This is a genomic window from Pseudomonas sp. PICF6 (assembly GCF_009831705.1).
GTDB lineage: Bacteria > Pseudomonadota > Gammaproteobacteria > Pseudomonadales > Pseudomonadaceae > Aquipseudomonas > Aquipseudomonas rhizophila.
In genome coordinates this window covers 88,638-109,090 of the sequence record NZ_WUUD01000017.1, presented here as the reverse complement: position 1 = coordinate 109,090, position 20,453 = coordinate 88,638, and the positions used below count along the sequence as shown (strand labels likewise).

Here is a 20,453-nt window from a genome sequence, read left to right as displayed (position 1 = left end):
GCGTTCAGGGATAGGAGACGTAGACGTCGGTCAGCAGGTCCGCCGCGGTGGGCTTGGGATCGGACTTGGCTTTGTACACGGCGTTTTCGATCAGCAACTCGATCTCCTTGTCGATCTGGTCCAACTGCTCGACGGTGAGCAATCCGGCCCGCGTGGTGCGCTCGCGAAACTGCATCAGGCAATCCTGGTTCTCGCGAAAATGCTTGACCTCGTCGGGTGCCCGATAAGTCTGGGCATCGCCCTCGAAGTGGCCGTAGTAACGGGTCAGCTTGACCTCGATCAGCGAAGGCCCCTCCCCGGCACGGGCGCGTTCGACGGCGGCCCCGGCGGCTTCATGCACGGCAAAGAAGTCAAAGCCATCTACAGTCACCCCGGGCATGCCGAAACCGGCGGCGCGGTCGGCAATGTGATCGCAGGCCACCGACCAATTGGACGCGGTGGCTTCGGCGTAGCCATTGTTTTCAGCGATGAACAGGCACGGCAGGTTCCACACCGAGGCCATGTTCATGGCTTCGAATACCGCGCCTTCGTTGGAGCCACCATCACCGAAAAACACCACGGCGACGCTGTCGGTGCCCTTGAGCCGGGCGGCCAGCGCGGCGCCCACCACCAGGGGCGCGCCCGCCCCGACAATGCCATTGGCGCCGAGCATGCCTTTCTCGAAATCGGCAATGTGCATGGAGCCGCCCTTGCCTTGGCAGACGCCGGTCTTCTTGCCGTAGATCTCGGCCATCATCCCGTACACGTCCACGCCCTTGGCGATGCAATGACCGTGGCCTCGGTGGTTGGAGGCGATGCAATCGTCATCGCCCAAATGGGCCATGACGCCGGCGGCCGACGCCTCTTCGCCGGCATACAGGTGGACGAAACCGGGAATCTCGCCAGTGGCGAACTCCACGTGCAGGCGCTCTTCGAAAGCGCGGATGGTGCGCATCACCTGATAGGCGTGCAGCAGTTGATCGTGGGTGAGCGGTGTCGACATTTTTATTCTCCTGGGGTGTCTTCTTGAAGATTCAGAGGGTGTTGCGGGTGTTCGCGGCCGATGGCCAGCAAACGCTGTTGCGCGGCGTAGGCCAGCACCGCATTGACATCGATGCTCAGCGGGCCGCCGGCATCGAGGGTGACCGTGGGCCGGTCCTGCGCGTTGAATTCGATTTCCCGTTCGCCGTCCAGGGCCAGGGTGCCTCTGGAGAGCGACAGGCCATGGGCAATGCCAGGCTCCAGGGGCCCGGCGGCGAGCACGCCACAGCCTTGCAACAGACCAGGGGCCAGCGGCACCAGCAACGCTTCGGGCGATTGCGGGTCCAGGCGCATCCAGGCACCACCCGCTGCCTGACGTGACACCGGGAACCACAAGCCACACAGCGCCGACAGGCCGATGGATTGCGGCTCGGCGAAGGTCACGAACACCTCGACCAGGTCCTGCGCCCGACTGATGGCCCGGGCGCCGACAAAGCGCAGCGGCGACACGGCGACGTCCACCAGGGCGACTTCGCGCAAACCGCGTCCGGCATCGCAGACCAACAGGCGTTTGTTGCGACGCAGGCCGATCTGCGCAGGTATCCGGCCGCTGGCGTACAACCCACCGGCCAATCCGGCACTGGTGGCTTCGCGCAGTTCGGGAAAGGCGTTATTGGTGCCCGTGGAGAGGGTCAGCAGCGGGATATCACCGACTTCGGCGGCCACGGCCTTGTGGGTGCCGTCGCCGCCCAGCACGGCGATCAGGCTCACCTCGCGTTCTGCCATCAGGCGCGCGGCCTGACGCGTATCTTCGACGGTCTGGCGCAGCGTCAGGTCGAGAAATTCCAGGGCCGGCCAATGGCTGCTGCGCGCCTGGCGGCTGTGGCTGTTCTTCAGCACGGCGGCGGCAATGCCGGTCATGTCGGTCGGCATCAGGACCTGCTCGATACCGGTGGCACCAAAGGCGGCCAGCAGCCGCTGGATCACCGAAACCTTGTCGGTGCTGGAAAACAACCCGGCGTTGGCGGTCAGGCGTCGCACATCGCGCCCCGACGCCGGGTTGGCAATGATGCCCACGGTCAGTGGACGGCGACTCATGGCGCCACCGGCAGTTGAGTAGATGGACGACCTGGGCAGCAAAACCCTCGGTGCAGAGACATGGGACACCTCGTTTTTTATTATTGGCAGTCCGAACGGGTCGGCTGCAGACGCTAGAGCAAGGGCGGTGCCAGATACCGATAGAACCGGCGAAAGGCCCGGAACAGAGCCATCGCAGCGCCTCCTCCGAGGGAATCCACCCACGCGCTGTGAGACGCGACATGTCAGCCTGCACGAGGCTCTGGCGAGACCGTGAGACGTGGCGTCTCACACTTGCCGGTGCGGCTCGCCGAGCTTGTCTGCGCACAACGAACGGCGCTTAATGAGCGCACAACGATAAGAAGCTGAAACGGAGGCCCGTATGCTTTCCGCTCACTCCCGGGCGCATGTGGATTGCGTCAGCCGCGTACTGAAAAACGCCGCGCAACTGCCACAGCTGCCCGTCCCGGACCTGATCCTCGACTCCTGGCGTCGCTCCATGGAGCAACATCATCTGGACCCCGGTTCGCTGCAGGGCCCGCGCATCCTGTCCCAGGACGTGCTCAAGCAATGCCGCGAGCGCTCGGAACTGTTCCTTAATATCGCCAGCGAAGAAGTCGCCCGGCTGCATGGTCGGGTGCGGGATGCCGACTACTGCGTGCTGCTCACCGATGCCCAGGGCCAGACCATCGATTACCGGGTGGAAACCACCATTCGCAATGACTGCCGCAAGGCCGGGCTGTACTTGGGCACCTGCTGGTCGGAGGGGGAAGAAGGCACCTGCGGCGTGGCGGCGGTGCTCACGGCCAAAGCCCCGGTGACGGTGCACAAGCGCGATCATTTCCGGGCGGCGTTCATCGGCCTGACCTGCTCCGCCGCGCCGGTTTTCGACCCGCAAGGGCAGTTGCTCGGGGTTCTGGATGTCTCGGCGGTGCGTTCACCGGATGATCGACGCTCACAGCACCTGATCCGGCAGATGGTGGTCCAGAGCGCTCGGGAAATCGAACAGGCGTTTTTCATGAGCAGCGCCCAGGGCTACTGGGTGCTGCGGGCCCATCGCAACGCCGGCTACGTCGACAGCCAGCCAGACTTGCTGTTCGCCTGGGACGACGACGGTTGCCTGCAAGCCCTGAACCCCGCAGCCCGCCAGTACCTGCTGCAACACTACGGCCAACTGCCGCAACACATCAGCCAGGTGTTCGACCAGCAACTGCTGCACCGAGCCCGCGACGAGCGTCTGTATCCGCTGTCCAGCCCCGGCATCGAGTCGCCTTTGCATGGTCGTCTGAGTGCGCCGCGACAGCGGGCCAATCCGCGCCCCCGGGTTGCCATGGCCCCGGTGGAGCTGGATCCTCGATTGGCCGACAGCCTGCGTCTGGCGGTACGGGTCAAGGATCGCAACTTGCCGGTGCTGATCCAAGGCGAAACCGGCTCTGGCAAGGAGGTATTTGCCCGCCAACTGCATCAGGCCAGCCAGCGCCGTGACCGGCCGTTCGTGGCATTGAACTGCGCGGCGATTCCCGAAAGCCTGATCGAAAGCGAGTTGTTCGGCTACGTTGCCGGGGCCTTCACCGGGGCCTCGGCCAAAGGTATGCAGGGCCTGCTGCAACAAGCCGATGGCGGCACACTGTTTCTGGATGAAATCGGTGACATGCCGCTGGCTTTGCAAACGCGCCTGCTAAGAGTATTGGCCGAAGGTGAAGTGGCGCCACTGGGGGCGTCACGGCGCAGGGCCGTGGACATTCAGGTGATCTGCGCCACCCACCGCGACCTGGAGACATTGGTTGCCGCCAGCGGGTTTCGCGAGGATCTGTACTTTCGCCTCGGCGGCGCCCGCTTCCAACTTCCACCGCTGCGTGAGCGCAGTGACCGGCTGGCGTTGATCAACCGCATTCTGGATGAGGAATCGGCGCAGTGCGGGGGGATGGCGCAATTGAGCGGCGCAGCCCTGGAATGCCTGCTTGGTTATCACTGGCCGGGCAATATCCGTCAGTTGCGTCATGTGCTGCGCTACGCCTGCGCGGTGAGCGAGGCGAGTGTGATCCAGCTCAGTCACCTGCCCGAGTCATTGCACTGCACACAAGCGCCTGTCGACGCACCACAACCCAGCGCCAGCCCGGAGCGTCAGATGCTGCTCGATGCGCTGGTGCGGCATCGCTGGAAGCCCACCGCCGCTGCACGGGCGCTGGGCATTTCCCGAGCGACCCTGTATCGAAGGGTTCACCTGCATGGCATCGAAATGCCCGGCAGAAGCCCGGCGTGAACCAACGCTTATCTTCGCGCCAGCGCATGCCGCACGCACTGTTCGTAGTAGGTCTGCTTGATGGCCGCGGGCTTGAGACGCGAAGCGCTGTTATAGGTCTGTTCGGTGATGCCCAGGGCGGTCATGCGCATCCACGGCCGGGGAAACTTGCGCACCTGCAACCTTTTGCGCGCGCCGTACAAGGTGATCCCGGAAAGCTTCGACGCCTGGGCGCCGGCGGCAATGTCCGAACCCCAGCGGCACACCGACTGCTGGTTTTTCGTCAGGGCCTTTGCCTGAGCCTCAAGCGAAACGGCGACCAGGAGACACGTCACCACGACCCACATAGAAATCCGCATAGGTTTGTCGCCCAACTTTCTGAAATAAAAGAAGTTTGACAACCTTGGAAAGAGCAAGGGGCCAGCACGGCTACGCAATTCCTAGTAGGGAGGGATTCATCTGTGGGAGCAAGGCTTGCCCGCGATGAACGATAACGCGGTTCAATTGTTCGACCGCGGTGCGGCTATCGCGGGCAAGCCTTGCTCCCACAGATCCCTTCGCCACAAGCAAGCTCCCTTGCCACGGGTTACTGGCTGGCCTTGGCTTCCTCCAACAATTGCTCAATCACCCGTTCCTGCTCGGCATACCGCCCTTCGCCAAAGTGGCTGTAGCGCACCTGACCCTTGGCATCGATGAAGTAGTGGGCTGGCCAGTACTGATTGTTGAAGGCGCGCCAGATTGCATATTGGTTATCGATGGCCACCGGGTAGTTGATCCCCAACTTGCGTACCTGCTCGCGCACGTTGTCGATGATTTTCTCGTAGCCGTACTCAGGTGTGTGCACGCCGATCACCACCAGCCCCTCCTTCTCGTACTTGCGCGCCCAATCGTTCACATAGGGCAGCGTGCGCTGGCAGTTGATGCAGTCATAAGTCCAGAAATCCACCAGCACCACCTTGCCCCGCAGTGACTCGCTGCTCAAGGGTGGCGAGTTCAACCATTGCACGGCGCCCTCCAGGGACGGCATCTCGCCCTGAGGCTGAAGCGATTCCAGGGGGGCCGCGCTCGCCTTTTCGACCAGGTAATCGATGGCCTTGGGCACATTCTTCAGTACCCCCTGCTCCAGGGTCGCAGCCCCTTGGGAGGAGGTACTGGCCAACAGGCGATCATCGGCACCCGTGCCAATCGCCACGGCTGCCAGCAATACCACGACACCGGTACCCCGGCGCAGCCAGGTGGTGATCGGCAATGACAGCTTGAGGCGGTCGGCCAATCCGCGCCCGGCCAGGATCAGCACACCCAGCGACAAGGCACTGCCCAGCCCGTAAGCGAGCAGCAGCAGACTGGTTTCAGCACTCGCGCCTTGCAGCATGGCCCCGGTCAGAATCACCCCGAGTATCGGCCCGGCACACGGCGCCCAGAGCAGCCCGGTGGCGACCCCGATCAGCACCGAGCCCACAGGCCCGGCCATCCGTCCGGCACCGTTATCGATACGGTTGCCCAGGCTCACCAGCGGCCGCGCCAGCCATATACCGACCCGGCTGAACATCAGCGACAAGGCGAACAGCACCATCACCCACAGAGCGATTTGCCGGCCAACGCTGCTGGCTCGCACCACCCACTCGCTGCTGACCACCGCCAGACTCGAAACCAGGGCAAACGTCAGCACCATGCCGGCCAGCGTCAGCAGTACCGAGCCCCGCGAGCGATTGGCCCGGGCAAACAGAAACGGCACCACCGGAAGGATGCAGGGACTGAGGATCGTCAGGATCCCGCCCAGAAAAGCGATCAAAAGCATGGCAACACCTCAACGGTAGGTAGATAGACTGAACACACCAAATCGGGCGGCGCCTCTGTGGGAGCAAAGCTTGCTCGCGATAAACGATGACGCGGTATTGCCAGGAATCGAGGCGCCTGCATCGCGAGCAAGCTTTGCTCCCACAGATTTACTGCCACAGGTTGGCTGCCACGGCGAGTCAGTTCTGGTTGCTGCAGTTGTCAGCCAGCTTGCGATAGTCCAGCGCCTGCTTGTGGCCCGCTGAGTCGAGGTAGGTCATGCGGGCATTCACCACGCCGCAGGCCGGGGTCGGATCCTCGCTGAGGGACAGGACCTTCTGGATATCCAGGTGGGTGCCATAGGCGTAGGTCTGAGCCTGGACGTGACTCTCGGCCCGAGCCGACAAGGTGCAGATGTTCAGCGCGGCGAAAAGGCAGGCGGCGTAGACGGCTTTGGTGTTCATGGCGGTATCCTCGATGCATTCAATGGGTGTGTTTTTCGGCCGGGGCGTGTTGTGCCGCCTCGATGGATGCCATTGAATGCCCGTGAGGTATCGCGTCTGTATCGGGCAACGCGGCTTTTTGAATCCCTGTGTATCCGCCGCGCGCCAGATACACTGCAATACAAACCGCCGCGAGCCGGGCTGGCCGGCGCCTGTAGACTGATCACAACGAAACGCCAAGGGGCAGAACACCATGGATCACGTCGATCATGTGTTGATCGTGGATGACGATCGCGAAATCAGAGAACTGGTGGGCAACTACCTGAAAAAGAACGGCCTGCGTACCACCGTGGTTGCCGATGGCCGGCAGATGCGTGCCTTTCTGGAAACGACCCCGGTGGACCTGATCGTGCTGGACATCATGATGCCGGGCGATGATGGCCTGGTGCTGTGCCGGGAACTGCGCGCAGGCAAACACAAGGCCACACCGGTGCTGATGCTCACCGCCCGCAACGATGAAACCGACCGCATCATCGGCCTGGAAATGGGCGCCGACGATTACCTGGTCAAACCCTTCGCCGCCCGGGAGTTACTGGCGCGGATCAACGCGGTGCTACGGCGTACCCGCATGCTGCCGCCCAACCTGGTGGTCACCGAAAGCGGTCGCCTGCTGGCGTTCGGCCGCTGGCGCCTGGACACCACTGCACGGCACCTGCTGGACACTGACGGCACCATGGTCGCCTTGAGCGGCGCCGAATATCGCCTGTTGCGGGTGTTCCTCGACCACCCGCAGCGGGTGCTCAATCGCGATCAGTTGCTGAACCTGACCCAGGGCCGGGACGCCGATCTGTTCGATCGTTCCATCGATCTGCTGGTCAGCCGCCTGCGTCAACGGTTGCTGGATGATGCCCGGGAGCCGGCCTACATCAAGACCGTGCGCAGCGAAGGCTATGTGTTCTCGTTGCCGGTGGAGATCCTTGAGGCGTCGGTATGACCCTGCCGCTGCGCTGGCCGCGCACCCTCGCCTCGCGCCTGTCGCTGATCTTCCTGATCGGCCTGATCCTGGCCCAGGGCCTGTCGTTCGGCGCCCAGTACTACGAGCGCTACCAGAGTGCCAAGACCACCATGCTCGGCAACCTGGAAACCGACGTCTCGACCTCGGTCGCCATTCTCGACCGCCTGCCGGCTGCCGAGCGCCAGGCCTGGCTGCCGAAACTCGCCCGACGCAACTATGGCTACCTGCTCGATGAAGGTCAGCCAGGCCAGCGAATGCTTCCTGACAACGCCCCGGTGTCGGTGACTTCAATCCAGGAGGCGATCGGTCAGGCCTACGCCCTGACGTTCACCGACATTCCCGGACCCAAGCAGCACTACCAGGCGCACCTGCGCCTGGCCGACGGCAGCCCGCTGACCATCGACGTGCGCCCGGCGATGATGCCCCTCTCCCCCTGGCTCCCGGTGGTGTTGCTGGGGCAACTGGCGCTGTTGATCGGCTGCACCTGGCTGGCCGTGCGCATCGCCGTCAGTCCGCTGACCCGACTGGCCCAGGCGGTGGAAACCCTGGACCCCAATGCCCACAGCGTCCGCCTCGACGAAAAAGGCCCGACCGAAGTGGTGCATGCCGCCAAGGCATTCAATGCCATGCAAGACCGTATCGCCGCCTACCTCAAGGAGCGCATGCAGTTGCTGGCGGCGATTTCCCATGACTTGCAAACCCCCATCACGCGCATGAAGCTGCGCGCCGAGTTCATGGACGACGGCATCGAAAAGGACAAGCTGTGGAGCGACCTGAGCGAAATGGAGCACTTGGTGCGCGAAGGTGTGGCCTATGCCCGCAGCATCCATGGCGCCACCGAAGCCAGCTGTCGCATCAACCTGGATGCGTTTCTCGACAGCCTGGTGTTCGACTATCAGGACATCGGCCAGGACGTACAGCTATCCGGGAAAAACGCCGCGGTCATCGACACCCGGCCCCATGCCCTGCGCCGGGTGCTGGTCAATCTGGTGGACAACGCCTTGAAGTTCGGCGGTGCGGCGCAGATCCAGGTGCAGCGCACTGACAACGGACAACTGGCGATTCAAGTGCTGGACCGTGGCCCCGGCATCAATGAGCAGGAGCTGGCCGAGGTGCTCAAACCGTTCTACCGGGTGGAAAGCTCGCGCAACCGGGAAACCGGTGGTACCGGGTTAGGGCTGGCCATCGCCCAGCAACTGGCGATCGCCATGGGCGGTTCGCTGACCTTGAGCAATCGTGACGGCGGCGGGTTGTGTGCCGAGTTGCGGCTCAGCCGGGAAATTTAACCCCGATCCACCTGTGGGAGCGAGCCTGCTCGCGATGGCGTCGGTATAGCCGACATCTGTGCAAGCTGCACCACTGCTATCGCGAGCAGGCTCGCTCCCACAAAGGTTCAGCCCCAGGCTTTAATGTACTCGGGCTTTGTATGCCAATGTGTCCGCCACAGGCACGGTTACACAGGCTTGCAAACGCCCGAATTCCAGACACACCCCACTTACACCCGTTTGAAAAACTCCCTCGTGTTCCCGGTCGCTATTCACGACCGGGCCCCACACCCAAGGAGCCTTCTCATGCCTGCTTCCACGTTTCGTTTCCAGGGCTGGTCGCTGTTCAGCCTGCTTGCCGCCCTGGTGCTGTTGATGACCGCACTGACCCTGGCGCTCAACCCGGACCTGACCGAGGGCGTGCGCAGCGCCATCCGCGCCACAGCCCGCTCATCCTTCGCCTTGTTTCTGCTGGCCTTTACCGCCTCGGCGTTCGCCGTGCTGGTGCCGTCGCCCCTGAGCCGGTCCCTGGTCCGCGAGCGACGTTTCATCGGATTGGCCTTCGCGTTTTCCCATCTGGTGCACGCCGTGCTGATCTACAGCTATGGGCAGCTCAACCCCGAGTTCTGGCCGGGTCGCACCACCGTTGGCAATATCCCCGGCTCCGTCGGATACGTATTCATCCTGCTGCTGGCCCTGACCTCCTTCAAAAGCACCGCGCGCCTGATTGGCGGCAAAGCCTGGAAACGCCTGCACGTCAGCGGCATGTGGGTGCTGGTGGCGATCTTTGCCTACTCCAACTTCAAGCGCATTCCCATGAGTACCTGGTACGTGCTGCCCTTCGGCCTGACCTGCGCCGCCATCGCGATTCGTCTGGTAGGCAAGCTCGCCCAGGCCAACGCGCGCCGAAGGAGTTCATCCCCGTCGGGCCGCGCAGCCGCCCCTCTGGTTGCCACTGACAGCTCGAATTGAGCCCCTGGGAGATCGATCATGTCTGCAGATGTTTTGAAAGGCCTGCGCACAACACTCGATCAGACCGGAACGTGGCTCGGGCCATTGGGCCTGCGCCTGTTCCTGGCCTGGGAGTTTTTCGAATCCGGTTGGGAGAAATGGCAGGGCGACAACTGGTTTGCCCAAATCCAGGCCGCGTTCCCCTTCCCCTTCAACCACTTGCCGGCCAGTTGGAACTGGGAACTGTCGATGTGGGCCGAACTGCTCTGCGCCCTCGCCCTGCTGATGGGCCTGGGCACTCGCCTTTCGGCGCTGGTGTTGATGGTCGTCACGGTCGTCGCCACCGCCGCCGTGCACTGGCCGGCGGATTGGTCAACCTTGAGTGAACTGGCCCAGGGGTACGCCATCACCAACAAAGGTCACGGCAACTTCAAACTGCCGTTGATCTATCTGGTGGCGTTGTTGCCGCTGCTGTTGCAGGGGGCCGGGAAGTTGAGTGTCGATGCGCTGCTCACTCGGGGATACCGCCGATAACATCGCCTGATCCCTACTCCTGTGGGAGCGAGCCTGCTCGCGATAGAGGTGGACCAGTCACATCGAAGTTGGCTGGAATACCGCTATCGCGAGCAGGCTCGCTCCCACAAGGAGGTTCTGCGCTTAACCGCCGGATTGCGCTTGCACGCCGACCACCCCTTCCCTGTGCATCTGGCGCAACAACATCACCGCGTTATCCATGAATTCGTTTGAATCCACCCCCGCCTCCCGCGCCAGCGCAAACAACTGGTCGCGCCCAGCCAACCCGGGAAACTGCTCGATACGCTGCAACAGCCGCCAGGCCAACGGACTGAGTTCGGAAAAGCGCACCGCAAACCCAGGCGTTCGCCGCACCAGCAGCAGCGTCGGTTGCGGCGGTGGCGTCGTGGGCTGGTGGCCCGGCGCCAAGCGATGCACCGGCCAGAGGTACGCCAGCGGCCAGGCCAAAGGTGAAACACGCAAAGGCTGATCGAGCAATGCTGCCTCGTCACTGGCCGGCAGCGACTCGGCTTGCGCTTGCAGCAGCGCCATTTCGACCCACTCGTAGTGAGCCAGCTCGGCCATGAACGCCGGTTCCTCAGGCGACTGCCGGGCCGCGAGATACCCCACGAACTCCCCGGCAATGTCTGCGAACCGGGGGGCGAGGCAACGATGCTCACGCAAGAAACGGCGTACGCAGGCCCGCCACGCCTCCTGCCCCAGCACGCTCACCAGTACCGGGAATGTGCCGCTGAGCAACGCACGCATGTTTTCGAAAATCAGGTCCCGATACACCTGCGCCCGAGCCACGTCCATGCCCGGCGGAATCGGGCAGTGATCAGGATCGCGCAGGTAGCGGGTCAACGCCTGCTGCTGTTGCTGCAGTGTCTGCATGATTTCAGCCATGGGCCACCGCCTGCCCCGGCTCGGCCTGATCCTGCAATCGGCGAATAGTTTGCAGTTCGGCGACCAGCACGGCGTAGGGCGGGAAATTGAAGTCCCGCTCGAGCAAGGTCGGCTGGACGCCGAAACGCGCGTAGGCCTGAGCCAGCAAAGCCCAGACCAGCGGTTTGACCGGCGCGCCATGACTGTCGATTTTCAAGGTATCGGACTCGTCGTAGTGCCCGGCCACGTGCATGCCCACCACCCGCTCAGGCGCAAGGCCAGCCAGGAATGCCTGGGGATCGAAGCCATGATTGACCGAGTTGACGTAGACATTGTTGACGTCCAGCAGCAGGTCGCAATCGGCTTCGTGCAATACCGCGCGGGTGAATTCCAGCTCCGTCATGTCTTGCTGCGGGGCGGCGTAATAGGAAACGTTCTCCACGGCCAGGCGGCGCCCCAGTACGTCCTGGGCCTGCCGAATCCGTGCCGCTACGTGATGCACCGCTTCCTCAGTAAAGGGCAACGGCAGCAAGTCATACAAGTGCCCTTCATCGCCGCAGTAACTCAGATGCTCGCTGTACATCGGTACATTGAAGCGCTCCAGGAAGTCGCGCACCTGCGCCAGAAACGCCAGGTCCAGCGGCGCCGGTCCGCCCAAAGACAGCGACAGGCCATGACACGACAACGGATAGCGTTCGGCCAGCCCATGCAAAGCGGCGCCGTGAGCGCCGCCAATGCCGATCCAGTTCTCCGGGGCCACTTCGAGAAAGTCGAAATCCCCGGCGGGCGCCTTGCGCAGTTCATCGAGCAAGGCGCGGCGCAGACCCAGGCCTACTGAGGGTTTGGTAATTGAGGGGGTGACCTGTACGGCGGGGCCTTTCAGGCCTGAATGTTGAGGCATGGCACATCTCCTTGGGGTAAGAGATGGGAAGCCATGAAGGGCGATTGCCAATCAGTCTGTAAAAACCAAACCCTGTGGCCAGGGAGCGGCTCCCTGGCCACAGTTGTTCGCTCGACAGGGCATCACTGGCGCCTGCCCCGTCAGGCTTCCCACCGGTGAAAGTCAGGACTCGATAGCCGCCCCGCACTTGCCCTCGCCGCATTTGCCTTCGGCGCTCTTGGCCTGGCCCGCCAGGTATTTCTCGGCCTCAGGCAACGAGATGCCGCCATCATGGTTGGCGTCGATCTTGTCGTATTCAGCCGCGCGCTCCGGCGCCGCCGCAATGAACTCCTCGCGTGAAACCTTGCCGTCGTGGTTGGTATCGGTCTTGGCGAATTTATCTTCGCCGCACTTGCCCTCAGCGGGTTTCTTCACCGTATCGGCCGCCGCCAGGGTGTAGCCCTGGGCCAGATCGTTCATGGTCAGGGCCGAGGCTGCGGTGGAAAGGCCAAGGCCGCCGACCAGGGCCAGACCGAGTGCAAGAGACGAACTGCTGGAGAAGTTGAGCATGGGGGTGTTCCTCGAAAGTTCAGATACGCCAGTCACCGGCACCGGGGATCGGTGTCGGCTGGCAGGCGTAGTTAACCGTCGATGTGTATCCGGGCTGTGTCGCCAGCCGAGGTGAAAACAAGCAAATGTATCCAGGCCGCCCTGCTACACACTGGGATACACGCCCATGCGCGCGTGGCCGGTCGATCCGAACGAGCGCGGCATCGTTATGCAGATCGCCAAACAGCTGCCGGGGAATCGCCAGGACAAGGAATGAGCCAGGCCTCTGCGACGACCGTTTTGCCTGAAGGCCAATAGCCAAGCGCCTCTGCGCCGTGTCAACTGTCGGAACGGTTAAGTTAATTGAGCCGACAGCCGATACAGGGACGTGCGGGATATTTCGCGTTTAGCTGATGGCTTGTTTATGACTGAAGATGCTGGCAACGACTCCACCGTTTCGCCCCCAGGCCTGCCCAGCCAGAGCTTCACCCGTCGCACCTTCCCGGCCATCATGCTTTTGCTGTTCGTCATGTCAGCACTGGCTATCGCATTGTTGCTCAGCATTACCGGGGCCCAGGATAGGCGCGCCCGTGAACAGAGCCTGTTTTTCGCCCAGCGCGCCATCGACGGTATCCGCGCCGGCATCGGGCGGGACCTGAGTGACTATTCCAAGTGGAGCGACGCCTACCGGCATCTGCATGTCGAAATGGACAAAGACTGGGCCTATGACCAGGAAAACGTCGGCAGCAGCGTTTTCGGGCTCTACGGCTACCAGGCGGTGTTTGTCATTTCCCCGACCGGCAAAACCGTCTATTCGGTGATCAATGGCGATATGAGTGAGGTCGACGCCGACACGTGGCTGGCCGGTGACCTGCAAGGGCTGGCGAAGAAAGCCAGCGACCCGCAGAACCGCGATGAAGTCATCGTCGAGCTGCTGCATCACGACGGCGCACCTGCGTTCGTCGCCGCCTCGGCCATCACCGTCGGCACCGACGACAGCGTGCCCGAAATCCCGGGGCCGCCCAGTTTGCTGCTGTTCGTGAAAGTCCTTGATGCCGCCTCTTTGCAAAACCTGGCGCGAGACTTTGCCCTGCCAGATGCCCACATCACCCATGCGCCGGAGCAGATGGGCACGGCCCGGATATCCCTTGACGGCCAGACCGGCGAGGCTTTGGCGTGGCGTCCGGAGACCCCCGGCAACGACCTGCGCAAGGCCCTGCTGCCCTTGCTGGTCCTGGCGCTGCTGGTGTTGGCCATCCTCGCGCTGGCGGTGCTGCGCCATGCCCTGGTCATGCTTCGCGCCCAGGAACGTCAATACGCCAGCCTGTTGGCCCACCGCAAGGCACTGGAACGTAGCGAAGAACGTTTTCGGGATATTGCCGAAGTGTCCTCCGACTGGTTATGGGAAGTGGATTCGACCGGGACGCTGACCTACCTGTCGGAACGTTTTGAACAAGTGACCGGCTTCAACCCCACACAATGGCTGGGCAAGCCCCTGCATCGGTTGCTCCATCCCCACGGTGGCTCGATTTCGATTGCCCAATGGCTGCTCGGCGGGGCCAACAGCGATTCGTCGGCACCGTTGTTATGCGAGTACACCGCGCGCAATCAGCGTATCCGCACGTGCAAACTTTCGGTCCGCGCCATCGAAGCCGGCACCTTGGGCTTTCGGGGCACCGCCACCGACATTACCGAGGAGCTGCGGGCGCTGGCCCAGATCAAGCACCTCTCGCTGCACGACCCGCTGACCGGGCTGGCCAATCGAAACCGCTTGTTCGATTGCCTCAGCGAACACCTGGACCCGGCCGACGGGGCACCGCTGGCGGTGCTGAACCTGGACATGGACCGGTTCAAGCCGGTCAACGATTCCCTGGGGCATGCCGTAGGCGACAAAGTGCTGCGGGAAGTGGCCCATATCCTTCAGCAGAACGTGCGCAGTTCCGACCTGGTGGCCCGTCTGGGCGGTGATGAGTTTGTCATCGTCATGCCCGATCCCGGCAGTCCCCGGGACCTGGAACAACTCTGTGAGCGCCTGATCGATTGCATGCAGCGCCCCATGCACCTGGACGGCAACACCTTGTACCTGGGCGTGAGCATCGGTGTGGCCTGGTCGCAACCCGGTGACGAGCGCGCCACTGAATTGTTGCGTCACGCGGACATCGCTTTGTATGCAGCCAAGGCGGCGGGCCGCAACACCTGGCGGGTCTATGAGGAGGCCATGGGCAACATGGCCCGCGACCGTCGGCGCTATGAGCAGCAACTGCGCGACGCCATGCAACGCGAACAACTGGAGCTGCGTTACTTGCCTCGCTTCGATGTGTGTGCCGAACAACTGCACGGCTTCGAGGCCCAGACTTTCTGGCACCATCCCGAGAAAGGTGAACTGGGTGGAGCGGACTTCATCCCGATCGCCGAAGCGTCTGGCCAACTGGAAGAGCTGGGGACCTGGATGTTGATCAACGTCTGCGAAGAAGCAGTGACCTGGCCCACCGCTGTCAACGTTTCCGTCGCGGTTTCGCCCAAGTGGTTCAGCAGCAGCTTCTTGCTCAATCAGGTGCGAACGGCCCTTGAGACAAGTGGCCTGGTCCCCCAGCGCCTGACCCTGGAAGTGGCCGAAGGGGTTCTGCTGATCGACCACAAAGCGGTCGCCAGTACCCTTCATGCGCTCAAGGACCTGGGCGTACGCATCAATATCGACAAGTTCGGCACCAGCATCGCCTCCCTTCGCGAGGTACTGAACCAACCGTTCGATGGCATACGCTTTGATCGCAACATCCTGTCACAGCTGGGCCTGGAACACGATCGCGAAGGCGTGCTGGCGATGATCCGACTCAGCCGCAGCGTGGGTCTCATGGTCACCGCCGAAGGCATCGAAAACGCCCGGCAATTCAGCCAATTGCGCAGCGTGGCCTGCGACCACGTACAAGGCCCCTACTTCGGCTCGGCCCTGGCCCGCTCGGAAATGGCCTCGTTCTTTACAACACCCAGGTGGTTATAGGGCATCGTTCTGGATGACTTGAAACCACTCTTTGCGCTCATCCAGCGTGTGCCGAATCAATTCGACAAGCATCTGCACTTGCGGCATGTCCAGGGCGTGACTGCCCACGGCCATCCATAACTGACGCTGCATCGGGTGCTCGAATACCCTCGGCAACGCGATCAGGCCACGGTCCAAGCCACTCATGTACTGAGGCAACAGACCGATGCAGGCGCTGCAACGAATCATTTCCAGCATCAACGCGTAGGATTGCACCTGCACCACGCCCGCGCGGCGTTGCTCCATCAGAGCGTTCCACGGCGCGAAGCTGTCCACCTGACCGTCTGGCTGCCATTGCACAAGCATGTAGTCGCTCAGGTCGTCCAGGCACTCGGGGCGGGTAGCCGGGCGTGAGTAGCGCTTGGCGATGTGTGGCACATAGTCCAGCCGTGCCAGTCGTTCGGGTGATTGTGTGGGGAAACTCGGCCCCGGTCCCAAGGCGTGCGAATCACTCAACCACAGCACCAGGTCGGCACTGATGGCTTGCAGCGCCAGCTCACTGTCCAGGGTGATAATCTGCAACCGCACACTGGCGTTGCGCCGCAGCAAAGAGATCAGGTCACGGCCCAGGATGTCGTGCAGAATCGACTCGGCCACGGCCAGGCGGACCCGTGGTTGATCATTGTGCGGCACTGAGCTTTCGTGGACCTGTGCAATCAATCGCGCCTGTAGCTGCCGGCCCTCGCGACTGAGGGTCAAGGCGCTGCCCTGGAAACTGAACAACGAGCGTTGCAGCGTCGCCTCCAGCTGCGCCAACTGCTTGCGCAGCCAGGTCGCTTTGACGTTCAGGCTGCGAGCCGCCTGCATGAAACAGCCGCAACGAGCACTGACCAAAAAACACTGCGCCACCTGAGGCGAAATGCCGGATGCCTGGACCAGCCAGGGCTCAGCGATGCGCGACGGTGAGCGATACTCGGTGACAGCCTGGCGTCCTGCGGGCTCGATGAATGACATAGGTGACTCCCTGTCGGTTGTACGGGATAAGCGTTGATGCACATTCCAGCCAAGCATAATTCCCGTGGCGAGGGAGCTTGCTCCCGCTGGGCTGCGCAGCAGCCCCAATGAGGTTGCCGCGGTCCTCCAGCGGGAATCTGGATATAGCTTTTTGGGGCCGCTTCGCAGCCCAGCGGGAGCAAGCTCCCTCGCCACAAAAGCTTGGTGCGGGCTTGGCTAGCGAGCCTCCTCCAGCACCTTGCTCAACTGCGCGCCATCAATGCTCAGGGTCGCGGTGTCAAGCATGCCGTCCAGGTAAGCCTTGGCAATCTGTTCCTGGCGCTGGGCACGCAAGGCCTGGGTCAGGCGCTCGCGTACTTCCTCCAGGGTTGCTTCCCGGGGCGGCTGTTGTTCAGTGAGTTTGATCACATGGAAGCCCGCCGCGCTCTGCACCGGGCCCGATACGGCGCCGAGCTTCAAACGCGCCACAGCCTCACGCACTGGCGGCACCAATTGCTGCAACGGTTGCAGGCCACTGTCGCCACCGCGCTCGGCACTGGTGCGATCCTGGGAAAACCGGGTCGCCAGGGCGGCGAACTCTGCGGGCGACGCCTGGGCTTTCTGGCTCAACTCGACGGCTCTGCGGCGCGTCGCCTCCATTGTTTGCGGCTCGGTCGCGGCCAGGAATATCTGGCTGACCCGGTACAGCGCCGGCACTGCCCAGTTGGCTTTCCCTGCCTCGTAAGCCTGCTGCAATTCCTCCTCACTGGGATACTCGGCCGGCACCTGACTAACCGACTGCAAGTAATCACGAAACACGATCTGCTCGGCCGCCGCCCGGGTCTGGCGTTCCACCTCCGGGCGCTGACGCCAGCCCTGGGCATCGGCCTGTTCCAGCACGGCTTTTTCCGCCAGCCGCGTACGGATCCAACCCTCCAGGACCGCTCGGTCACCGAGCATCTGCTGACGAACTTCCGGCGCCAGCGCTGACAGCAACACTTTGAGCTCTTGCGGGCTGACTTGCTGGTTGCCCAAGCGGGCCAGACTCGGCGAATCGGCCGAGGCAACGCTGACGGTCTGCACCGCCGCTACCGGATCGCTGCCCGGCCTCAGGCCAAGCACAACAGCCACGGCGACCAGGCCCAACGCGGCGGCGCTGATAACAAAAGTCGGTTTTTTCACGATGCGGTGGCCTCCTCCAACGGCGGCTCGGCGGGTTCAACCTGGGGCTGCATCCGTGCCGCGTTCTGGCTGTACTCGCGCAGATAAACGATGAACTCCTGCAACAGGCGATCCCACAACTCCAGGTTGCTGCGCAAGTGATCTGCGCTGACACCTGCGGCGACCACGACATCCATTTCCATCACCAGGAACTCGCCCTGCACCGACAACCTTGCAAAACGCCGCGAAGCGTTCCATAGCTCGGCCAGACCGGCCGGCAACTCACCCTGTACCCGCAAGGCGCAGCTGAAGGTGAAGTCCAGATACTGATCAGGCGCGGCCGACAGGTTGCCGAAGCGCACCGCATAACCGATGCCCTGGCTGGCGCTAAGCAGTTGCACGATGCCGTTCTGTTCCGTTTCGTTGACCCGGTACCCGGCGGCTTGCAACAGCTCGGTCAGGGACGTTGGGCTGACGTGTTCAATCAATGAAGTCATGGTCGACTCTTCCTTGCGCTATCAATGGGTGATCGAGGCCTGGGGCGCATCGAAACGGTTCTTGTAGAGGTCATCGCCAAAGCCCTGGGCCAGCTCTTCGAAACGCACCCGGGTCTTGGCGGCGAAGGGCTGGCGGATTTTCATGACGTCGGTGACGTCAATGGTTTCGTAGGCGTGGAGCAGCGTCTTGGCGACTTCGTACATCTGCTGATTCTTGACCGAACATTGCTGCACTTGTGTGTCACGCTCACTCAGTTGAGCTTCCAGACGAGCACGTTCGGCTTCCTTGCCACGGGCCAGGACCAGCAACTCGTCATAGGCTTTCTTGAACTTGCCGATCTGGTCATTGCTGGCCGCCACCTGGGCCTGGGCCTGGCTGCGCAGGCTCTGCTCGTGCCCGGCCAATTGCTCGTTCAGGGCCTGGGCCTTGCTCAACTGCGCGGTCAATTGCTTGATCTGCTCCTGGGCTTGCCGGGCCTGGTCTTGCGCCGCCTGCCGGGCGGCGCTGGCCTGGGCCTGTTCACTCTGCAAGGTTTGCAACTGCGCGGTGGTGCTGCGCAATTGCGCCCGCAGGCGTTCTTCCATTCCTTCGCCGTGGGCCGTGCCGCTTAACAGCAGGCCCAGCACCAGCAACGCTACCGGACAATGGTTCATGGCTCGCCTTTTCATGAGGCCTCCCTGCGCTTAGAAGCGCGTGTTGATTTCAAGCTGCAAGACATCGATGTCATACGGCGCGCCGTACACCGCTTCGGAACTCAGCCAGCGACCGGTGGCGAAGACGTTGCTCGCCAGACCGTAGTTGCCGCCCAGGAAGTAACCTTTGGCATTGGTGCCACCCAGGTGAAACGACGAATCGTTGAAACCGTCCGGCAAGGCATCCGGCTGGATGTACTTGTAGCCGGCGAACAGGTTCCAGTCGCCCTGGCGCTTGAGTTCCAGTGAGTTGCCCAAGGTGAACTGGAGCATCCAGGCGTTGGCGCCGCTTTCCACCTCACCGTTTTCGTCCAGGTTGTTGGCGAACTGCCCTTCGGAGCGCTTGCGCATCTCGCCTTCGTCGTAGCCCAGGTTATGCACGTAGTTGGCCTGGCTGCGCAGTTTCAGGTCTTGCGGCAGATCGGTGTCCCACTGCAGATTCAGGTCCAGCAGGTTGAACTCCGAGGCCAGACCGACATACTGCGGCTGTGGCGTGGTGGACGGGTTGAGAGGATTGGGCGTGATGTCCCGCAGCAGGAACACCGTGTTGCCCTTCTGCATGAACGCCACGCGCGAGCCATCGCTGTCGCAACCCGGGTCACCGGCCCACGGCTCGCACGGCGAGGAGCGCTGGCCTTCGATATCGTCGAAGCGGTAATAGGCCAGCGCGCCCTTGACGCGGTTGCTGTCGTTGATCGCCCAATTGGCCCCCAGCTGCGCCCCGTACAACCACTTGTTGTCGCTCTCCTCTTTGTCGGAACCGTTGCTGGTGCTGGTGTCGTTGGTGTACTCCACCGGGAACGCACCGACGGTGCCGAACAGGCCCCAGTCCTGATTGAGCTTGCGGTTGAAAATCGCCGCCACGCCGTCGAAGTTCAGGTCACCGGAATACAACAGGTCGGTGGAGTAAAACGGATTGGCGATTCGCCCGCCGGTCAGGGTCAAGTCGTCCGAGGGTTTCCAGGTCAGGTAACCCTGGTCGAGCCAGATGTCCTTCTTGCCGAAACCGCCTCCCAGGGTCTGGGTGGTGGACACCGGGTTGTTGTCCGAGCCGGTGCCGATGCGAATGCCGGCGGTCCATTGCGGAGCGATCACCGCCTTCATGCCCAGACGTGCGCGCAGGCGGAACAGGTTTTCCCGGTCTTCGCGCGTATTGAGCAACGGCGGCAGACTGGAGCTGCTGTTAGGGTTGACGTCGTACGGTCCTCGGTCATTGAGCCGGGCGAAGTCGACGATTTCGTTGCTGTTGGTACCCGAGTAGTAGCGCGACTCATCGCGCAGACGAATGTCGCCATCAAAACTGATCCGCGAGACCCAATCCGGAAAGGTGTTGGGCTGAGCCCAGTTTTCCTGCTTGGCGGTGGCCATGACTTCAGCCTTGACCTGATCGCGGATCTGCTCGCGCACGATGTTTGGCACGTATTGCACCCGCACATCCCCCGGTGCGCCAGCCGGCGTTGCGACGACCGCCGTGGCCGCCTGACGGGCCTGCACGGCTTCCCGTTCGGCCTGGGCGATCAGGCCATCGGCCTGGTCCTGCTTCAACACGCCCTGCTGTACCAGCAGGCGGATCAGA

Annotated in this window: 19 protein-coding genes; 6 read left to right on the top strand and 13 right to left on the bottom strand. The window is 62.8% G+C overall.

Annotated elements, in window-relative coordinates; translation table 11 throughout:
* Positions 1-4 precede the first annotated feature (4 nt).
* Both GSM73_RS10735 and GSM73_RS10730 read right to left on the bottom strand, forming a co-directional pair.
* Positions 5-982: a thiamine pyrophosphate-dependent dehydrogenase E1 component subunit alpha gene (locus GSM73_RS10735; RefSeq protein ID WP_047228963.1), complete on the bottom strand. Its 978-nt coding sequence runs from the start codon at positions 980-982 to the stop codon at positions 5-7.
* Between the two features lie 2 nt (positions 983-984).
* Complete coding sequence (locus GSM73_RS10730; RefSeq protein WP_160892480.1) at positions 985-2,058, bottom strand: ATP-NAD kinase family protein; 1,074 nt, start codon at positions 2,056-2,058, stop codon at positions 985-987.
* A 361-nt stretch (positions 2,059-2,419) separates the two neighbouring features.
* On the opposite strand from GSM73_RS10730, the gene GSM73_RS10725 reads away from it, so the two are divergent.
* The gene (locus GSM73_RS10725) at positions 2,420-4,300 is read left to right on the top strand and encodes a sigma-54-dependent Fis family transcriptional regulator (RefSeq protein WP_160892478.1); all 1,881 of its coding nucleotides are present in this window, start codon (positions 2,420-2,422) and stop codon (positions 4,298-4,300) included.
* Between the two features lie 8 nt (positions 4,301-4,308).
* Here GSM73_RS10725 and GSM73_RS10720 read toward each other — a convergent pair whose 3' ends face one another.
* The 3 genes from GSM73_RS10720 to GSM73_RS10710 all read right to left on the bottom strand — a co-directional run bounded on the left by GSM73_RS10720 (position 4,309) and on the right by GSM73_RS10710 (position 6,519).
* Positions 4,309-4,638, bottom strand: coding sequence for a hypothetical protein (locus GSM73_RS10720; RefSeq protein WP_047229012.1), 330 nt, complete (start codon positions 4,636-4,638; stop codon positions 4,309-4,311).
* A 227-nt stretch (positions 4,639-4,865) separates the two neighbouring features.
* Positions 4,866-6,077 (bottom strand): cytochrome c biogenesis protein DipZ, encoded by a 1,212-nt coding sequence (locus GSM73_RS10715; RefSeq protein WP_047228960.1) that lies wholly within the window; start codon positions 6,075-6,077, stop codon positions 4,866-4,868.
* Positions 6,078-6,255: 178 nt separating this feature from the next.
* Positions 6,256-6,519: a DUF2790 domain-containing protein gene (locus GSM73_RS10710; protein ID WP_047228959.1), complete on the bottom strand. Its 264-nt coding sequence runs from the start codon at positions 6,517-6,519 to the stop codon at positions 6,256-6,258.
* A 232-nt stretch (positions 6,520-6,751) separates the two neighbouring features.
* On the opposite strand from GSM73_RS10710, the gene GSM73_RS10705 reads away from it, so the two are divergent.
* From GSM73_RS10705 to GSM73_RS10690, 4 genes are all read left to right on the top strand, one after another.
* A complete protein-coding gene (locus GSM73_RS10705) occupies positions 6,752-7,492 on the top strand; it encodes a response regulator (protein ID WP_003202589.1) in 741 nt (246 codons plus the stop codon).
* On the top strand, positions 7,489-8,799 hold the full coding sequence (locus GSM73_RS10700; RefSeq protein WP_160892476.1) for an ATP-binding protein: 1,311 nt from the start codon (positions 7,489-7,491) through the stop codon (positions 8,797-8,799). The genes GSM73_RS10705 and GSM73_RS10700 overlap by 4 nt, the downstream gene beginning before the upstream one ends.
* Positions 8,800-9,084: 285 nt before the next feature.
* Positions 9,085-9,750: a ferric reductase-like transmembrane domain-containing protein gene (locus tag GSM73_RS10695; RefSeq protein ID WP_160892474.1), complete on the top strand. Its 666-nt coding sequence runs from the start codon at positions 9,085-9,087 to the stop codon at positions 9,748-9,750.
* 18 nt (positions 9,751-9,768) lie between these two features.
* Positions 9,769-10,263 (top strand): DoxX family protein, encoded by a 495-nt coding sequence (locus GSM73_RS10690; RefSeq protein ID WP_047228956.1) that lies wholly within the window; start codon positions 9,769-9,771, stop codon positions 10,261-10,263.
* 123 nt (positions 10,264-10,386) lie between these two features.
* Here GSM73_RS10690 and GSM73_RS10685 read toward each other — a convergent pair whose 3' ends face one another.
* From GSM73_RS10685 to GSM73_RS10675, 3 genes are all read right to left on the bottom strand, one after another.
* The gene (locus tag GSM73_RS10685) at positions 10,387-11,148 is read right to left on the bottom strand and encodes a DUF2063 domain-containing protein (protein WP_080962911.1); all 762 of its coding nucleotides are present in this window, start codon (positions 11,146-11,148) and stop codon (positions 10,387-10,389) included.
* Positions 11,141-12,028: a DUF692 domain-containing protein gene (locus GSM73_RS10680; protein WP_047228955.1), complete on the bottom strand. Its 888-nt coding sequence runs from the start codon at positions 12,026-12,028 to the stop codon at positions 11,141-11,143. Before GSM73_RS10680 ends, GSM73_RS10685 begins: the two co-directional genes overlap by 8 nt.
* 162 nt (positions 12,029-12,190) lie before the next feature.
* On the bottom strand, positions 12,191-12,577 hold the full coding sequence (locus GSM73_RS10675) for an EF-hand domain-containing protein (protein ID WP_047228954.1): 387 nt from the start codon (positions 12,575-12,577) through the stop codon (positions 12,191-12,193).
* 403 nt (positions 12,578-12,980) lie between these two features.
* Between GSM73_RS10675 and GSM73_RS10670 the strand changes: the two genes are divergently transcribed.
* On the top strand, positions 12,981-15,554 hold the full coding sequence (locus tag GSM73_RS10670) for an EAL domain-containing protein (protein ID WP_047228953.1): 2,574 nt from the start codon (positions 12,981-12,983) through the stop codon (positions 15,552-15,554).
* Here the strand turns inward: GSM73_RS10670 and GSM73_RS10665 are convergent.
* The 5 genes from GSM73_RS10665 to GSM73_RS10645 form a co-directional block, all read right to left on the bottom strand.
* Positions 15,549-16,547 carry a LysR family transcriptional regulator gene (locus GSM73_RS10665; protein WP_047228952.1) on the bottom strand — a complete coding sequence of 333 codons (999 nt, stop codon included), beginning with the start codon at positions 16,545-16,547 and terminating at the stop codon, positions 15,549-15,551. The two genes, GSM73_RS10670 and GSM73_RS10665, sit on opposite strands and share 6 nt — an antisense overlap.
* Before the next feature lie 216 nt (positions 16,548-16,763).
* The gene (locus tag GSM73_RS10660) at positions 16,764-17,708 is read right to left on the bottom strand and encodes a peptidylprolyl isomerase (protein WP_160892472.1); all 945 of its coding nucleotides are present in this window, start codon (positions 17,706-17,708) and stop codon (positions 16,764-16,766) included.
* Positions 17,705-18,184 carry a YbjN domain-containing protein gene (locus GSM73_RS10655; RefSeq protein WP_076385216.1) on the bottom strand — a complete coding sequence of 160 codons (480 nt, stop codon included), beginning with the start codon at positions 18,182-18,184 and terminating at the stop codon, positions 17,705-17,707. The genes GSM73_RS10660 and GSM73_RS10655 overlap by 4 nt, the downstream gene beginning before the upstream one ends.
* 21 nt (positions 18,185-18,205) lie before the next feature.
* Complete coding sequence (locus tag GSM73_RS10650; protein WP_047228949.1) at positions 18,206-18,853, bottom strand: hypothetical protein; 648 nt, start codon at positions 18,851-18,853, stop codon at positions 18,206-18,208.
* A 15-nt stretch (positions 18,854-18,868) separates the two neighbouring features.
* Positions 18,869-20,453 (bottom strand): putative porin (locus GSM73_RS10645; protein ID WP_256676822.1); only part of this gene is annotated, 1,585 nt, incomplete at its 5' end.

Coding starts and splice junctions, on each gene's coding strand:
- GSM73_RS10735 (WP_047228963.1), bottom strand. CDS start 982: ATGTCGACACCGCTCACCCACGATCAACTGCTGCACGCCTATCAGGTG.
- GSM73_RS10730 (WP_160892480.1), bottom strand. CDS start 2,058: ATGAGTCGCCGTCCACTGACCGTGGGCATCATTGCCAACCCGGCGTCG.
- GSM73_RS10725 (WP_160892478.1), top strand. CDS start 2,420: ATGCTTTCCGCTCACTCCCGGGCGCATGTGGATTGCGTCAGCCGCGTA.
- GSM73_RS10720 (WP_047229012.1), bottom strand. CDS start 4,638: ATGCGGATTTCTATGTGGGTCGTGGTGACGTGTCTCCTGGTCGCCGTT.
- GSM73_RS10715 (WP_047228960.1), bottom strand. CDS start 6,077: ATGCTTTTGATCGCTTTTCTGGGCGGGATCCTGACGATCCTCAGTCCC.
- GSM73_RS10710 (WP_047228959.1), bottom strand. CDS start 6,519: ATGAACACCAAAGCCGTCTACGCCGCCTGCCTTTTCGCCGCGCTGAAC.
- GSM73_RS10705 (WP_003202589.1), top strand. CDS start 6,752: ATGGATCACGTCGATCATGTGTTGATCGTGGATGACGATCGCGAAATC.
- GSM73_RS10700 (WP_160892476.1), top strand. CDS start 7,489: ATGACCCTGCCGCTGCGCTGGCCGCGCACCCTCGCCTCGCGCCTGTCG.
- GSM73_RS10695 (WP_160892474.1), top strand. CDS start 9,085: ATGCCTGCTTCCACGTTTCGTTTCCAGGGCTGGTCGCTGTTCAGCCTG.
- GSM73_RS10690 (WP_047228956.1), top strand. CDS start 9,769: ATGTCTGCAGATGTTTTGAAAGGCCTGCGCACAACACTCGATCAGACC.
- GSM73_RS10685 (WP_080962911.1), bottom strand. CDS start 11,148: ATGGCTGAAATCATGCAGACACTGCAGCAACAGCAGCAGGCGTTGACC.
- GSM73_RS10680 (WP_047228955.1), bottom strand. CDS start 12,028: ATGCCTCAACATTCAGGCCTGAAAGGCCCCGCCGTACAGGTCACCCCC.
- GSM73_RS10675 (WP_047228954.1), bottom strand. CDS start 12,577: ATGCTCAACTTCTCCAGCAGTTCGTCTCTTGCACTCGGTCTGGCCCTG.
- GSM73_RS10670 (WP_047228953.1), top strand. CDS start 12,981: ATGACTGAAGATGCTGGCAACGACTCCACCGTTTCGCCCCCAGGCCTG.
- GSM73_RS10665 (WP_047228952.1), bottom strand. CDS start 16,547: ATGTCATTCATCGAGCCCGCAGGACGCCAGGCTGTCACCGAGTATCGC.
- GSM73_RS10655 (WP_076385216.1), bottom strand. CDS start 18,184: ATGACTTCATTGATTGAACACGTCAGCCCAACGTCCCTGACCGAGCTG.
- GSM73_RS10650 (WP_047228949.1), bottom strand. CDS start 18,853: ATGAAAAGGCGAGCCATGAACCATTGTCCGGTAGCGTTGCTGGTGCTG.